Consider the following 16,804-nt stretch of genomic DNA (forward strand, 5'->3'; position numbering starts at 1 on the left):
GACAACATCAACGATATGATACCGACTGATGCTATCAAGGCAATCGAACAGAAAACGAGGGATACGCTGCCGGGCGGTAATTGACAAAACACACAGCCAGTTTGTTATCGGTTAGCGCGGCTATGCAAAAGAGTGTGCTCAAAGCTATTTTAAAAACACACCCCCAACGAGGAGACCAGGATGTCTACCCCTCAGCCAGAACGACTCCATCTCGACAGCGATGCAGCGACCGGCTACCCCAACTCCCCTCTACCAGTGCTGGTTTATCGCCAGGTTCTCGATATCAGCAATGCAGAGGAGCGGGCCGATGCCTTTGAAAGCATGTTCAAACACCACGGTTGGCCGCCTGCGTGGCGCTACCACCTGTATGACTTTGATCACTTTCACTCCACCGCCCATGAAGCACTGGGCATCTTCCGTGGGCAGGCCCGGGCACGGCTAGGTGGCCCTAACGGCCAGGAGCTGATGCTTTCCCCGGGCGATGTGCTGGTGCTGCCGGCAGGAGTTGGGCATGCCAGCCTGGAGGCGGACGATGATTTCTGCATGGTAGGCGCCTACCCACCAGGCCAAAAGCCGGAAATAGAGCGCGGTGATCCCGCACAACTTGCAGCAGCAAAAGCCCGAGTCGCTGCCGTTGCCTTACCCGAGGATTCCCCGGCAGGAGGTTCACTAGCGGAGCTGTGGCGGGAAGGCTCTTAGCAGGTGGAAGGCAATTGGCAAGCTCGACGATTAATTAGCTTTTCGACGAACCGGAGCAGTTTTTAACTATTTATGCATAATCTGACGCTTCACCTGAGGAGTTTTAACAATGTAAGTAATATCTTGGGGAAACGACCAATGTAATGTGTGAAATATCATTAAATAGGTCGTCGGAAAAAGAGTACTCTATAGCACCATATATTGCTAACATGGCTTATTCTCTGCATTTATACTATTTTTTTCTACATAAAATCGTGGTTTCTCAGCCAATACAGCAGCCTTTTTCAATAAATAAAAACCAGCACTAAAGGGAGCTCATGGAACTCAGACACTTAAGATACTACATTGTCGTCGCCGAACAACTTCACTTCGGGCGCGCGGCTAAATTACTTAATATATCGCAACCACCCCTAAGTAATCAGATAAAAAACCTTGAAGAAGAAATCGGCGTTCAGCTTCTTATTAGGAATAACAAGGAAGTCCGCATCACGCCAGCGGGTCAGCATTTTCTCGAAGCGGCAAGAAAGTGCATTGCGACGCTGGATAAGGAAATAGCCTTTACTCAAAGAATAGCACAAGGCAAGGAGGGATCTATTTCAATCGGATTTAGCGGTACTATGTCGTTTCACTTGATTCCATCTATCGTTAAAGACTTTAAAAGAAGCCATCCAGGTATCGACATACGTTTGCAACAACTTACCACTCACAATCAGATTGTCGGCTTGATACATGGGACAATTGATGTCGGATTTCTTGTCTCTCCTGTCTCAGACAAACGAATAGACAATATCACGATACTAGAAGAGCACTTCGTTGCCTGTCTTCCTAAAAGCCATTCACTAGCGACCACTAACCAGGAGGTCGACGTAAGTAAACTCAGTAATGAAAACTGGGTGATGACACCCCGAGAAGCAGGGCACGGTTACTATGATGCGATAATGGCTCTGTGTAAAGAACATGGCTTCAAGCCCAATGTCATTCAGACAGCTCAGGAGCAGCAAACACTGGTGGCACTCGTGGCCGCCGAAATGGGCGTTACGCTACTTCCCCACTCGGCCACCTACATAAAAAATGACCATGTGGTGTACAAGTCGATTAATTCAGATGTGCAAAAGGTCAGCTCGATGGCGTGGAATTCCAATTTATTGACTGATACGGCACGTTTCTTTATTCAGTATATTGAATCGAAGATAAATGAAGGCACGATCGAAAAGCCGATCGTGCCTAAAACTTATCTGCTTTCTTAAAAAGGGCCTAGGTTGATGGCCACCGCAATGCTTAGCGCCGCAGCCCCAATGGCTATCCAGATTAATAGCAAAGGGATCACGAACTTAAGCCATTTAAGCCATGGAACCCCACCGATCGCAATACTGGCCATTAAAATTCCCGACGTAGGGGTAATAATGTTAGTAAAACCATCACCAAAGTTATAAGCCAGCACGGCAACTTGCCGGGTCAAACCGATAGTGTCTGCTAATGGCGCCATCACGGGGACAACAATCGCCGCCTGACCGCTGGCAGAACTAATGATGATATTGAACGCCAGATTGAACCCGTACATACCTAGTGCCGCCAACACATTAGGTAATGGCTGAAGTACCATCGCAATCGAGTTAACAATGGTGTCCAGAACGTAAGCGTTTTCGAGCACGACCACAATTGCCCTGGCAAGGCCCACAATTAATGCTGCGTACAGCATTCCTTGCGCACCTCTGATGAACAGATTCACATACTGGTTTGCGGGTACCTTTTCAATCGCCGCCGTTCCCAGGCTTATTACCAAGAACAGCGCGGCCATTTCATGCAACCCCCATCCTAAGTTAAAAACGCCCACTACGTAGCCAATCATACAGGTCGAAAAGTATCCCAATATCACCTTATGTTTCCGAGTAAACTCGGCGGGGATTGTGTTAGCGTTTTCAACCTCTGTGGGGAAAGGTGTAGCGCCCAGCACAGATTTACTTTGATCTTTTGAAACTTTGGAAATGTAATGACAAAGATAGGCGATCGTCGACGCTAAAATGCAGAGGTAGACGGCAAAACGAAACCATAGGCCGCTGAAAATGGGGAGCCCCGCGATCTCTTGACCAAACCCGGTGGTAATCGGATCCAAACCGCCAATCGTGTAGCCTGCATATGCTCCCAGGTAAATAATCGCCACGCCTGCTACCGCATCTAGCTTAAAGGCTCTGGCGATAATGATGCCGATGGGGATAAATGCAATAACAGCCGTTTGTAACGCGCCAATAAACCCCGCTGCCGAAAAAGCGATAGACACCGCCACTATCAACGCATATTTTTTATCCTGCGTTTTCTTGATCAGCTTCATAATGCCAGCCTGAATGGCTCCTGTGTGATCCAGGATGGCGAACGAGCCGCCAATGGTCAGCACAAGAAAGATAATGCTGGCAGAATCGATCAAACCAGACTGTATCGAAAGAAAAAAATCATAGAGCGTGGTGGGACTTGCAGGCAACGCTTCATAGCTACCTGGCACCACCATAGCAGTGCCACTTTCTGTTGTACGCTCAAAGCTGCCTGCTGGAATGAACCACGTCGCTATTGATGCAATCATTAGCATCGCGAACAGGATGACATAGGAGTCAGGTATATTTTTCTTCTTTTTAACAGCTGAGGCATTCGGGTCTATTTTTTTCATTTTTACCTCTCTAAAACTTATAAGGGCAAGGTCAAAGGCCTCACCCTATTGTGAATTAACCAATGATTAGCGACTCGAAGTCTCTGGGAAAGTAAGTGATCATATCCATACCCTTTTCCGTTACCACGATAGTGTCGGAGTGTCGGAAAGCGCCCAGGCCATCGACATACAGCCCCGGCTCAACGGAAAAGACCATGCCTGGTTCAAGCAGAGTGTGATCTCCCAGGTCGAAAAATGGGGCCTCGTGGTTTAAAAGTCCCATGTTATGGCCGGTATGATGTTTAACGTATTGCGTTAAGCCATTATCCTTAAAGTATCGTTGCACCTCTTCCTCTACTTTAGAAGCGGGAATACCTGGTTTAATAGTTCTAAAAGCTACTTCCTGCGCTTCATACATATGATTGAAGAATATTTCCTGTTCTTTTGTTGCTTCTTCAATAAACATGGTACGTTCTAGCTCGCTCTTGTAGCCCCAAACATCGCAGGCCGCCTGCGAGACAACATTGAACCCTTTCTTGAACATGGCGTTCTGGTTTTGCGAATGAGGGAAAGCCGAATGCGAGCCAATCTGACCGCGATAGAATGCATGCGCTGGCGATCCATAGGAACGATAACCTGCGCCCAGGGTTTCGAACATCGCCTTGGTCGCTTCCTGGGTAGCGCGGCTTTCCGCCTCCATTTCACGGCCACCCGCATGGGTATACTTAGTCAGCAGGTTGTGCGCCAAATTACCCCATCGGGCAGACTCTTTAATCAGCTCTATTTCCGTCGATGATTTAATATAACGCTGCTCTTCAACGAGCCCTTTGATAAGCACCTTATCGGCAAAAGTGATCAGTGAAGTAATTGCCGGCCCCGCATAGCCCTTTGCTGACCCATACCCCTCGGCATCAATGCCAACACTTAAAGAACCAAAGTTCTTATCCTGAAGTACCTTTTTGAGATACTCCATCGGATGAGTAATGCCAGGGTATTCAGGGTAATCGTAAGAAGTACTTATAACGGCGTATTCTTGTGCATGCTCTACCTCCATGCGGGGCACAAATAAACTGAAAAAGCCCTGTGCATCCACAATAAGAGCAATCGGCCTTTCTGAAGGGCGGAAGTTAAATCCTGTAAGATAGAAGATATCGGTAACACTAAAAAGCAACGCTGCGTCGCAGTGCTTATTTTTAAGATTAGTTAAAAAAATTTCTTGCCTTGCTTTAATTTCTGAAACAGAAATTTTCAAAATCATGTTGCTAGCTCCTGAGTTAACCACCTCAGGAAGCTACCAGTGCCCTCACGTGAGGGTAAAATACTATATAAATGTCATTCGATATCTTATAAATATCATTAATGGAGAACCAAACCGCTCAACTTGAGCGGTTTGGTTGTTTATTTCCAATGTATTGCATACTAACCGAGCGTATTCTTACGCTTGATTAGAAAGGCCCGTAGTTAATCAACACAGCGGTAACTACAAAGGCGATGCCCACTAGCGTCCAGAGGCATACCAACGGAAACGCGAAACGTACCCAGTTACTCCATGGCACTCCGCCCACGGCAAGCACAGACATCAACACCCCCGATGTCGGCGTAATAATATTGGTGATCCCATCACCAAGCTTGAATGCAATCACCGCCGTTTGCCGAGTGATATCAAGCATATCCGCAAGCGGCGTCAAAATCGGCATCACTACAGCTGCCTGACCGCTACCAGAAGGCACCAGGAAGTTGAAAAAGAGGTTGAATACAAAAACAGCGAGCGCACCCAACATGGAGGGAAGCGTACTCAAGGGCACAAAAATTGAATTCACTACCGTATCGAGAATCATCCCCTCGGCCATGAGCACCGTAATGCCTTTGGCAATGCCAATAATAAAGGCACCATATAGCATACCTTTGGCCCCCTTCATGAACATCTGCACAAACTCATTAGGCGAGAAACGAGCGAGTGCAGCGCTTCCTATCCCATTGATCATAAAGATGGCAGAAAGCTCATTAACGCCCCATCCCAAACCTAAAGAGCCATAAATAAACACCGCCAGGCAGGCAACAAAGAAGATTAAAATGACCAGATGCCGACGCGTAAACGTTAAGTTCTCATCATCGGACCCAATGGCTTCAGTGCTAAAGGGCTGATTCCCCATCAAACTACGGGCGGGATCGTCGCTAATGCGTTTGATATACCGACACACATAAGCAATTGTCACTGCCAGTAGCACGAAAAATAGCGCCACCCTAAGCGGCGCGCCAGAAAATAGTGGCAGCCCTGCTATAGATTGCGCGATACCCAGCGTAATAGGATCGAAAACAGCCGCCGCTGAGCCCGAAAAATAGCCCAGATAGACAATGGCGATCCCCGCGATCGCATCTAACTTAAGCGCTCGTGCCAACACGATACCCAACGGAATAAAGGCAATAACGGCATTCGACCCAACGCCAATGGCAGATACCACGCCAAATACAAAAGACACCACAATCGCGAGCAGATATTTACGCCCCCGGGCTTTATCAACTAGGCTTTTGATACCTGCATTGATCGCACCAGTAGACTCCACCACTGCAATCGCACCGCCCATTACCAGAACTAAAGCAATGAGGTTTGCTGAGCTGATAAAACCGTTTTGAATAGAAAGAAAAATATCGAAAAAATTAAGGCCGCTAGACTCCACCAGATGAAAACTGCCGGGAATAACCGTAGGACGCCCCTCTGTGGTTCGCTCAAACTGGCCCGAGGGAATAAAGAAACTCAATAGCCAAGCCACCAGTAATAACCCAAACAGAATCACAAAGGCATCGGGCATGGCCATTCTTTGTATTGATCTAGTTTTCACGTTGAAATTTCCTGAATATTTTTTCATATAGTTATTTATTTAACGCACTGACAAACGGCTGAATGGCGTATCAGACCTGCCGTATCAACGCCGCCAGGATCGCCGCACGCGGTACAATTGAGGCTATTTCAATGTGCTCATATTCCGCATGGGGGGCAGCGCCAGTTGCACCCAGCCCATCAAGGGTGGGAATACCTTTGGCTGCAGCGAAATTGCCGTCGCTTCCTCCACCTACCGAGGCTTCCGTAAGCTCAATGCCGAATGCACCGGCAGCGTGCTGGGCAAGTTCAAACAGACGAGCCGTAGCATGTGTTCGCTCCATCGGCGGGCGCGTCATGTCACCGCTAACGGTTAGCGTTACGCTGGGATGAAATGGGGTACTTTGATAAATGGCATTGTAGAGCCGCCCGGCTTCTTCCAGCGTCGTTACCCGAACATCAATACCTAACTCAGCTTCCTCCGGCACGACATTAAGTGGGCCACCGCCACGTACCATCCCAACATTCACTGTGGTTCCCAGGCCGGGGTCGGCCAGACTATGTAAGTACTGAATCTGGTGGGACAACTCCTCAATCGCACTCACCCCTTCTTCAGGGTTATTGCCCGCATGAGCTGCTTTACCCGTTATATGCATGTAAAAGCGTCCAGAGCCTTTACGTGCCGTTTTCAAAGCGCTGCCATTAGCCGTGGCAGGTTCAACAACCAGCACCACATCGCTCGCAACCGACTCCTCCTCAATTCGTTGTCGCGAGGTAGGGCTACCTAACTCCTCATCACTGGTACATAGAAAACGAATACGGGCATTGGGAAGCGCATCGAGTTCAACGAGTGCTTTGACAGCCCAAATGGCTTGAACAATACCTGCTTTCATATCCAAAATGCCGGGACCGTAAAACTTGTCCGTCTCACGGCGGATAGCGAGCCGGCCGATATCCCAAACCGTGTCGAAATGCCCCAAAATAAGAATCTGACGATCCCCCTCTCCTAGCGTGAAGCCAAGATGATCGCCCTTTTCAGTTTGTGGGAACGTTTCCGCCTGACATTGGAGCCGGTCTTGAAATAACTGGCGCAACATTTGACCACAGGCGTCCACTGCGGCTTTATCATTTGATGGCGATTCAGCACGTACCAACGCTTCAATATCATCGAGAATAGAACGCTGATGCTCTTGCAGATAAGTGTGAAGGGTATTCATATAGCCTCTCGAGTAAGAATGACAGCCTCTAAACAGCAGCAACTCAGAACAGCGTTGTGCTATTAGGCGCACGGTCAGTATGTGAGGGGCGTAACAAGGAAAGAATAAGAAGCACGCAGCCGAATCGTTGCGTTCAAAGCAACGGTTAAGAAGCCGGTGAAGGATAGAGAGAATGGTGCAACAACGCATAGACCAGGGAATTACCGAGCATCGACTGGCTTACCTTTACGAGGTTGCCATGCAAGGAGGTGTTAGAGCGGCTGCCGAGTCAGTCGGCGTTAACCCTTCGGCCATTAGCCGGCAAATAGCACTGCTTGAGCGCCATCTGCAAATTCCCTTGCTCGAAAAACAGGGAAGGAACGTCACGGTGACCCAGGCGGGAAAGCTACTGATCGAGCACCACCGGGAAATGCTGTATCGGCGGCGTCAGTTAGCCGAGACACTGCAGGATATGCGCCACTTGCGTCGAGGCAGTGTCAGCCTACGAGTCGGGCAGGGTATGATCAGTGAATTTGTGGAAGGGCCTCTCCAACAGTTCAGTGCAGATTACCCTGATGTGTTTGTCGATATTCACTCTGGCAACATGAGTGAAACAATCAACATGATGCTGCGGGGCAAAGTGGACATGGCGATCAGCTTTGGTCCATTAGGCGATCCTCCGGTCATGGTTCGCAGTTTTAACCGCGGCCCCATTTGCGCCATAGTGCCGCCACATCATGCTTTGGCAGGCCTTGAAGCCATTACGCTTGAAACCCTGGCCCCCCAGCGATTGATCTTTATGGCAGAACAATTCGGCATCCAACAGTACATCAATGAAATGTTCAGCAGCCAACACCTAGCCCCTCTGCCCGCTTACCAGTGCAATCATTTTTCAACGGCTATTGCGCTCGCAATATCAGGGCTAGGTATTGCCTTCATGACGCGGCAGTCTGCCCGCCCATTGGTGGATCGTGGTGATATCGTTGCGATCCCTGTCGAGCACCCTTTATCGCATACCGCTACCTGCCATCTCATCCGTAGCCAAGGAAGAAGGTTCACTCCTGCCGCTGAACACCTATGGAAAGTACTCGCGAGCTCAATGCAATCACAGTCTGCCGGGAAGCGCTGAGCTTAAATCAGGTAGCGGTTAAATTTGGGGAGTAATTCGCGCCCAGTAATGCCCCCATATGAAACTGCCAAGGCAACCCGCCACGCTTACCTTAACAGCTAACACCGGGGCTAGAACCACATGGATGTACCAGTGCCCGACCGACATCACTCGTGCGCACCCACCTTGTCTGGGTGGCTACCCAGCATCAGAAAAACCACCACCGACAGCAAGGCGATGAGAATCGCAGCAGCTGTTAGCAAGATCGAGTGCGTGGTGGAGAATGCCGCCTTCGCGGCCATGATGAGTGCATCCGCCTGATCTGCAGCCAGTCCTTGTGCCACAACGATGCTGTCGCTCATTGAGCGCGCTGCCTGTGCACCGAGGGCTGGCTCCAAGTGTGGCGGCAGTACAATAGTGCTGGTATAGACGCTCGCCATGAAAACCCCGAACAGGGTAATACCGAGCCCACTGCCCAATTCATAGCCGGTGGCTTCCAAAGAGCCTGCAGCCCCTCCTTTACTGGCATCCACGGCCCCCATAATGGCAATTGAGGAAGCGGTCAGGCCGATGCTCAGGGTGAGCCCCAGCACGGCCAAAGCTGTTGGCACTGTCCAGTCAGGCGCGTGGAAGTCAGCCTGCGCCAAGTAGCCCAACGCTGCAGCCGCTAACGCCATCGACATACTGGCCACCAGCCGTAAGCCAAACCGGTTGGACAGGTAACCTGCAACGGGCCCACCGACTGCAGCGGCCGCCATGATCGGCACCATGAACAAACCGGCCTGCAGCGGCGTCTTGTCCAGCACATATTGCAGCTCTTGCGCCAGCGTCAGTTCGACACCTGCCAGTGCGCCGGAAGCCACTAGCGCCATCACCATGCCAGCAACAATGGCCGGATGGCGAAATAGCGATAAGTCCAGCATCGGCTCCGCCGAACGCAACTGGATACGTGCAAACCAGGTCAGCATCGCTAGTCCCAGGAAGAGCACCAACCCTGCACGCCACAGCGGCTGCCCCGCACCCACCCCAGACTTGATGCCGTAAACCACCGAGATGATACCAACAAGCAAAATCAAGGCCTGACCGAAAGCCCATTTGCCTGGCGTCGTAGCCTCGTGGCGGGGCAGCAGCGCATAGGCGACCGGCGCCACCACTAGCATGATGGGCACATTGATGAGGAATACCGAGCCCCACCAGTAATGTTCCAACAAGACACCACCAATCAATGGGCCAACTGCCGCGCCTGCGGCCCCAACCGTTCCCCATAGGCCAAGCGCCATCGCACGCTCGCGCTCATCTTCGAAGGTTTTGCGGATAACACCTAGCACACAAGGCATAATCATCGATCCGCCAATGGCGAGCAGCACTCGAGCACCGATCAACATGACGGGTGTCGTCGAGAATGCCGCCAGTAGTGACGCCACCCCGAACACCAAGAGTCCGGTCAGCAGCACACGACGCGTACCGATTCGGTCAGCCAGCGTGCCCATCGGCACCAGCAGGCCCGCCATCAGCAGCGGATAAATATCGATGATCCACAGCACTTCGGTGCCAGTGGCACCTAGCGCCGGCGTCAGTACAGGTATAGCGACGTGCAGGATCGTCATGTCGATGACAACGGGCAGGAACGCCAGCATTACAGCAAACAGAACTAGCCAACGTTGTGGGATAGCAGAAAGCATTAGCCACTTAACTCCTAGATAATGATGTCACTTCCAACGCTGCCACTGAAAAGGTGTCTGACACAGGGGACGCCGACAGCGTTAGCACGACAGGCAGAATCAGTCGGCGCATGGCATTAATGCTCTATATCGTTATGAGGTTGTAAGGATGAGGGGCGACGAGCAGTACGCCAGCCATTCACCCGTTCCTGAAGGCCTATCACGAAAACGAAGAACACCGGAACAAAGAGAATCACCAGAAGCGTTCCGCTAACCATGCCGCCGAAAACGCCCGTGCCTATCGCATGCTGGGTTTTAGCACTGGCGCCAAACGCGACCATCAACGGCACCACTCCCAAGCCGAAAGCGAGTGAGGTCATAAGGATCGGACGCAGGCGCAGGCTGGCGGCTTCCACCGCGGCCTCCATCAGCCCCTTACCTTGCTCACGCAACTGTTTTGCGAACTCAACGATCAAGATCGCGTTTTTCGCAGACAACCCGATCACGGTGACCATACCGACTTTGAAGAACACATCGTTAGGCAGGTCACGCAGCAACATAGCAGCCACCGCCCCCAGCAACCCCAGCGGCACAACCAGGATGACCGACAGCGGAATGGACCAGCTCTCGTAGAGAGCGGCTAACACCAGAAACACCGCCAGGATGGATAGCGCAACCAGCATGGGTGCCTGAGCAGCGGACTGGCGCTCCTGAAGGGACTGCCCCGTCCAGGCCACTGCGAAACCGGGCGGAAGTTGCTGCGCCAGACGCTCCATTTCAGCCATGGCATCACCAGTGGAAGCCCCCTTCGCCGCACTGCCGGAAATGCTGGTGGCGGGATAGCCCAGGTAGCGCACCATTTGTAGCGGTGTTTCGTCCCACACCGGAGTCACCACCTCTGACAGGGAAACCATGCCCCCCCTGCTATTTCGCACATGCAGCTTGAGCACGTCGTCGACCTGCATGCGTGCCGACGCATCCGCTTGCATAATCACCTGCTGCATCCGGCCCTCATTCGGGAAATCGTTGATGTAGGACGACCCCATCGCGGTAGACAGGATTTCGCTAATGTTGGCGAACGACACGCCGAGCGCTTCGGCTTTCTGGCGATCGATGTCAAGACGAATGCTCGCCCCTTCCGGAAGGCCGTCGGAATAGACGTCACTAACTACCTTGCTCTGCGCCGCCAGTTCCAGCAGCGTCGTCTCGGCAGCCTTAAGGGCGGCCGGCCCCTGGTTGCGGCGATCCTGCAAGAACATCGTAAAGCCGGACTTGGTACCCAATTCATCAATGGCCGGCGGCAACATACTCATCACCGTCCCTTCGTTCAATTGACTCATGGCTGCCTGAGCTCCTTCCGCTTCACTCGCCGCCGTGGCACCGTCGCGCTTCCCCCACTCCTTTAGCGTGGTGAACGTCAGCGCTGTATTCGCGCCAGACCCAGAGAACCCGAAGCCCAAAATAGACATATTGCCGTCCACTGCAGGGCGCGCCATGACGTACTCCTCATACGCCTTGACGACATCCAAGGTACGCTCGGTGGTCGCATTGGCAGGTAACTGGATACTGGTCATGAAATAGCCTTGATCCTCTTCCGGCAGAAAAGCCGAAGGCAACTGGCGGAAGGCGAACACCAGCACACCTGCGATGACCACAAACACCAGCATGACCCGACCGCTGCGGGCGACCAGTTTCCCCACACGCGATTCGTAACGGGCGGTCATACGTTTAAGCGACCGGTTGAACACGCCGAAGAAACCGCCTTTGTCGTGGTGCCCCGGCTTAATGGGTTTGAGAAGGGTGGCGCATAGCGCCGGTGTTAGCGTCAACGCCAGAAACGCTGAGAACAGAATCGAGACCACCATCGCCAGCGCGAATTGCTGGTAGATCACACCGACCGAGCCACTCGAGAAGGCCATCGGGATAAACACCACCGTCAATACCAGGGTGATGCCCACCACCGCACCAGTAATTTCCTTCATCGCCTTGATGGTGGCGTCCTTTGGCGACAATCCCTCTTTGGCCATGATGCGCTCAACGTTCTCGACCACCACGATAGCGTCATCGACGATGATGCCAATCGCCAACACCATGCCAAACATCGTCAGCACGTTGATTGAGAAACCTGCCAGCAGCATCACCGCGAAGGTCCCCAACAACGCAATCGGCGCGACCAGTGCGGGAATCAGCGTGTAACGGATGTTCTGTAGAAACAGCAGCATCACCAGGAACACCAATACCATCGCCTCGATAAGGGTATGGATGACCTTCTCGATAGAAACCTTAACGAACGGGGCCGTATTAAAGGGGACCGATGAGCTCATACCCGCGGGTAGCGCCTGGTTTAACTCAGCCAAACGCGCTTGCACACTTTCCGACGTGCGGACAGCATTGGCACCGGGTGCCAGCTGTATGGCTGCCGCCGTCGCTGGCTGGCCATTCTCACGATTGGAGAAGCCGTAGGATTGGGCGCCCAACTCGACTCGCGCCACATCGCCCAACACCACTTTAGAGCCGTCGACATTAGCGCGAAGCACGATAGCGGCGAACTCTTCCGGCGTGCTCAATTGCCCCTGTGCGGTCAACAGCGAGGACACCTTTTGGCCGGGTAAGGCCGGAGACGCGCCGATGCTGCCCGGCACAATCGGTGCGTTCTGCTCCGTGATCGCGGTCGAGAGATCATTCACCGACAAGCCGAAAGCAATCAGCTTCTCCGGCTCTATCCAGATTCGCATTGCCTGCTCAGCACCGAACAGCTGCACACGACCGACACCGTCAATGCGGCGCAGCTCCTCGACGATATTGCGGGCCATATAATCGTTCAGGGCAATCTCATCAAAGCGCCCATCATCGGAATTCAGACCTACGATCATCAGAAAACTGGATGACGCTGACTCGACGCTCAGCCCATCCTGACGAACCGCCTGGGGTAACCGAGGCTCGACTGCCTTGAGTCTATTCTGCACATCCACTTGAGCCAGTTCCGGATTTGTCCCTGGCTTGAAGGTGGCGGTGACAGAGGCCGACCCTGAAGAGTCCGCCGACGATTCGAAGTACAGCAGATTCTTGACGCTGGACAGTTCTCGTTCGATGAGACTGAGCACGGCGTCATTCATGGTCTGCGGTGTGGCACCCGGATATGTCGCGGTAATGGTCACCGAAGGGGGCGCTACCGAGGGGTAGTGAGCGACCGGCAACTTAGGAATCGCGATCACACCCGCCAAGATAATAAACAACGCGACCACCCACGCGAAGACTGGGCGCTGGATGAAGAACTGAGGCATTGCGGAGACTCCTGAAGCTTAATTAAGAAGATGCCACTGAAGCCTCAAGAGGCGATGACCTATGCCAATCAGTCGCGCTGACTTCGACACCATCAGAAAGTCGCTCTATACCCTCGACGACAACCTTCTGCCCCTCTGTCACCCCCGTCTTAATCCGATAATTACCGTTCGCCAATTCACCAAGCTCCACTGAGACCATCACCGCCTTGTCGCTGTCACCAATCAACCACACGTAGGGCTTACCGCCGATGCGCACCACGGACTGTTGCGGCACCGTCAACGCGTTGTCATAGCGTGCGTAGGGCACGCGGGCGCGCACAAACATACCGGGCAGCAGGCGTCGATTGGGATTGTCCACGAGTACACGCAGTAAAAGGTCACCCGTGCTGGCATCCACATTGATGCCCGAAAAAAGAATGTGTCCGGTGACATCGTAGGGTGTACCGTTGCTGCCGAGGATGGTGACCGGTAAACCATTATCTAGCGAAGGTTGCGCCGCCATCGCATCTTGAAGCGATTCAAGTGAGGAAGCCGAACGCTGAACATCGACATAAACTTTATCGATCTGCTGAACACGGGCCATGGGCGTGCTATCGCTGCTACCGACAAGCGCTCCCACCGTTACCAACTCTTGATCAATTCGGCCAGAAATGGGAGACGCCACCGTGGAAAACTCTAAGTCAAGGCGGCGACGTGACAGCGTGGCACGCGCTTGAGCCACCTCAGCAGCGGCCTGCTGACTTTTGGATACGGCGTCGTCATAGGCCTGGCGGCTCACCGACTGCCCCCTGACCAGCGACTCCAACCGAGCGGACTGCGCACGGGCATTCGCAAGCTCGGCTTCGGCTTTCTGCAAAGCGGCTTCTGCCGTTTCCACTTCAGCTCGAAACGGCGCTGGGTTGATTTCGAATAATGGCTGCCCCGCACTCACGTCGGTTCCCTGTTCGAAAAGTCGACGTTGAACAATTCCGCTGACCTGGGGACGAATTTCCGCCACTTGAAAAGGAGCGACCCGGGCCGGTAAGTCTTCGGTCAGCTCCAATCTAACGGGTTCCAAGGTAACAACAGACACTCGGGCAGGCGGCGGCGCTACTTCTTGCTCAACTGGCCCGCAGGCGGTTAGCACGGTTAGCAGCAAGGCACAGAAGCCACCATTGCGGTAAATATGTCGGATCGTCATGCATCGTCCCTTCAGATATAGGCAAACATTTGCCTACTCATAGAATTGAAGGGGACTATATCGCTGTAGCGTGGTATTAACGTCGACGGTATGTGTAGATATGATGGAGAACACAATTAATGTTTCATTAGGCACTTTTATGTCCACGACTCAACAGTCGCCAAATTCTTCTTCTGGCCTGCAAGCACTGGTTCTCATCGCCGAAGACGAGCCTGAGATCGCTGATATTTTGCAGGCTTACCTGAAACGTGCGGGCCTGCGAACCATCTACGCAGAAGATGGACGCAAGGCATTGGACATGCATTTGTCGATGAAACCTGATCTCGTCTTACTTGATGTAAAGATGCCTAAAATGGATGGTTGGCAGGTGCTGTCAGAGGTTCGTCATCGTGGTGAGACGCCCGTCATCATGTTGACCGCAATGGATCAGGACATCGATAAGCTGATGGGCTTGCGTTTTGGTGCCGACGACTACGTCGTCAAGCCGTTTAATCCTGCCGAGGTCGTCGCACGCATTCAGGCGGTGTTAAGACGCACCATGGCTGATGCTAGCCATCAACCCCGTGTCCTCCGGGTTCCGCCCTTTGAGATCGATCTGGAACAACACGAAGCCTTTGTTCAGGTGGGAGGAGACTCGCATAGTCTTGCATTGACGCTCACCGAATTCAGGTTGTTGACGCACCTTGCACGCGCGCCCAAAAAAGTTTGCACCCGCGCAGAGTTATTGGCCGCCTGCCTCCCCGAGGGTGAGGCGCTTGAGCGCACTGTCGACAGCCATATCAGCAAGCTGCGTAAAAAACTGGAAGACGTCGATGTGAGAGGCATACCCGTTGGCATACGCGGCGTTGGGTACCGGCTGTGGGGAACAGAATGAAACTCATTGGATTGAGCCGGACAATCGCGTTGACAATGGCAGCAATGGCGTTTGGGATCACACTGTTAGTCGTGGTGACCTCTTATGTGTTCTATTTCATTACCTTCCATTTTTGGCAGGGGTCGATTAACGAACCCAACATGTTCCCGTCGGGGCTAGAGTGGGCTTGGCTCGTTGGCACTACGTTGGTTGGGCTGGCGTTCGCCGTGATAGTGGGTATTCACTTGGCACGTCGCATTCTGGTGCCGCTAAACTCCGTCACAGAAAGCATGCGTCGCGTCGCGCAAGGCGACCTGGACGCACGCGCCACGACGGGTGATCGCTCTTTAGGCGAGGCCGCCGTTTTGGCAAACGACTTCAATGCCTTGGCAGACCAATTACAGCGTATGTCCAAGGAAATGACGTTCTGGAATGCGGCGATTGCCCATGAGCTGCGTACGCCCGTTACTATTTTACGCGGACGCCTGCAAGGCTTGGCAGAAGGCGTATTCCCCCCCGAAAAACCCCAGTTTCAAAGCCTCCTTACCCAAATCGACGGTATGGCACAACTGATTGAAGACCTTCGCGCCGTAAGCTTGGCCGAAAGCGGCCATCTGAACCTTGAGATCAAGAAATGCGATCTTTCTACTGAAATTGAATCAGTCGTTGAATTTTGTAGACATGCCCTAGATGCATCAAATCATTATCCAACCCTTGATCTGCAATCTGGCGCCGCGTATTGCGATCCTGTCCGTATTCGTCAGGCATTGCTTGCGTTGCTGGAAAACGCTCGCCAGCATGCATCCCCAGGGACACTCATCATCCAAACGCGCCAGGACGACGGCTGGTGTATTTTGCGTGTTGTGGATTCCGGCCCTGGTATTCCTCAGGAATATGCTTCTCAGATTTTCACGGCATTCCGGCATGCGCGGGACGCTGACAGTGGTATGCCAGGAGACAAGCGAGGAAGCGGGCTAGGATTGGCGGTAGTGGCGGCGATTGCAAGAGCCCATGGTGGCGAGGCTAAATGCTACCCCTCTGATGAGGGTGGCTCTTGTTTCGAGTTGCGCTGGCCTTCTCAATCACATAGGGGGTGATGACATAGCGCGTTTACCCTCTTGGCGAACTACTAAGAAAAAATCCTTAGTGGTTGCCTGCTCGCGCAATTGGCGCTGCTCCCAGAGATACACGAGCCGAATAGAGTTCATATTCGGCTCATAGGTTAGTCAGAAAGCTAACTGGGATGGAGAAGTATAGGTGGAGGGAAATCAGGGGAGAAGAGTGGATTGTGAAGAATGGATTGAGAGCATGCTGACGTTCTTGCTCGCGGTTACCCGGGAACGCCGAGGGCGCCCCCAGGTTTAGAA

Annotated in this window: 12 protein-coding genes; 5 read left to right on the forward strand and 7 right to left on the reverse strand. The window is 52.7% G+C overall.

Annotated elements, in window-relative coordinates; genetic code table 11:
- Positions 1–180 precede the first annotated feature (180 nt).
- Together HZS52_RS23965 and HZS52_RS23970 are read left to right on the forward strand one after the other, a co-directional pair.
- Positions 181–699 (forward strand): cupin domain-containing protein, encoded by a 519-nt coding sequence (locus tag HZS52_RS23965; RefSeq protein WP_190373892.1) that lies wholly within the window; start codon positions 181–183, stop codon positions 697–699.
- Between the two features lie 317 nt (positions 700–1,016).
- On the forward strand, positions 1,017–1,946 hold the full coding sequence (locus HZS52_RS23970; protein ID WP_190373893.1) for a LysR family transcriptional regulator: 930 nt from the start codon (positions 1,017–1,019) through the stop codon (positions 1,944–1,946).
- Here HZS52_RS23970 and HZS52_RS23975 read toward each other — a convergent pair.
- The 4 genes from HZS52_RS23975 to HZS52_RS23990 all read right to left on the reverse strand — a co-directional run bounded on the left by HZS52_RS23975 (position 1,943) and on the right by HZS52_RS23990 (position 7,372).
- Entirely contained in the window at positions 1,943–3,358 is a 1,416-nt protein-coding gene (locus HZS52_RS23975; protein ID WP_190373894.1) for a YfcC family protein, read from the reverse strand. The genes HZS52_RS23970 and HZS52_RS23975 overlap by 4 nt on opposite strands.
- Positions 3,359–3,413: 55 nt before the next feature.
- On the reverse strand, positions 3,414–4,595 hold the full coding sequence (locus tag HZS52_RS23980; protein WP_190373895.1) for a M24 family metallopeptidase: 1,182 nt from the start codon (positions 4,593–4,595) through the stop codon (positions 3,414–3,416).
- 187 nt (positions 4,596–4,782) lie between these two features.
- Positions 4,783–6,177 (reverse strand): YfcC family protein, encoded by a 1,395-nt coding sequence (locus HZS52_RS23985; RefSeq protein WP_212751702.1) that lies wholly within the window; start codon positions 6,175–6,177, stop codon positions 4,783–4,785.
- Between the two features lie 70 nt (positions 6,178–6,247).
- The gene (locus HZS52_RS23990; protein WP_138801309.1) at positions 6,248–7,372 is read right to left on the reverse strand and encodes a M20 family metallopeptidase; all 1,125 of its coding nucleotides are present in this window, start codon (positions 7,370–7,372) and stop codon (positions 6,248–6,250) included.
- Positions 7,373–7,544: 172 nt separating this feature from the next.
- On the opposite strand from HZS52_RS23990, the gene HZS52_RS23995 reads away from it, so the two are divergent.
- Positions 7,545–8,480 (forward strand): LysR family transcriptional regulator, encoded by a 936-nt coding sequence (locus HZS52_RS23995; protein ID WP_190373896.1) that lies wholly within the window; start codon positions 7,545–7,547, stop codon positions 8,478–8,480.
- A 146-nt stretch (positions 8,481–8,626) separates the two neighbouring features.
- Here the strand turns inward: HZS52_RS23995 and HZS52_RS24000 are convergent, their stop codons facing one another.
- The 3 genes from HZS52_RS24000 to HZS52_RS24010 all read right to left on the reverse strand — a co-directional run bounded on the left by HZS52_RS24000 (position 8,627) and on the right by HZS52_RS24010 (position 14,584).
- Positions 8,627–10,141, reverse strand: coding sequence for an MFS transporter (locus HZS52_RS24000; RefSeq protein ID WP_190373897.1), 1,515 nt, complete (start codon positions 10,139–10,141; stop codon positions 8,627–8,629).
- Between the two features lie 116 nt (positions 10,142–10,257).
- Complete coding sequence (locus HZS52_RS24005; RefSeq protein WP_190373898.1) at positions 10,258–13,404, reverse strand: multidrug efflux RND transporter permease subunit; 3,147 nt, start codon at positions 13,402–13,404, stop codon at positions 10,258–10,260.
- Positions 13,405–13,426: 22 nt separating this feature from the next.
- Complete coding sequence (locus HZS52_RS24010; protein ID WP_190373899.1) at positions 13,427–14,584, reverse strand: efflux RND transporter periplasmic adaptor subunit; 1,158 nt, start codon at positions 14,582–14,584, stop codon at positions 13,427–13,429.
- A gap of 100 nt (positions 14,585–14,684) precedes the next feature.
- On the opposite strand from HZS52_RS24010, the gene HZS52_RS24015 reads away from it, so the two are divergent.
- Positions 14,685–15,458, forward strand: coding sequence for a response regulator (locus HZS52_RS24015; RefSeq protein WP_223828018.1), 774 nt, complete (start codon positions 14,685–14,687; stop codon positions 15,456–15,458).
- Positions 15,455–16,534, forward strand: coding sequence for an ATP-binding protein (locus HZS52_RS24020; protein ID WP_190373900.1), 1,080 nt, complete (start codon positions 15,455–15,457; stop codon positions 16,532–16,534). The genes HZS52_RS24015 and HZS52_RS24020 overlap by 4 nt, the downstream gene beginning before the upstream one ends.
- Positions 16,535–16,804: the final 270 nt, after the last annotated feature.

This window comes from Vreelandella titanicae (genome assembly GCF_014697095.1).
GTDB lineage: Bacteria > Pseudomonadota > Gammaproteobacteria > Pseudomonadales > Halomonadaceae > Vreelandella > Vreelandella titanicae.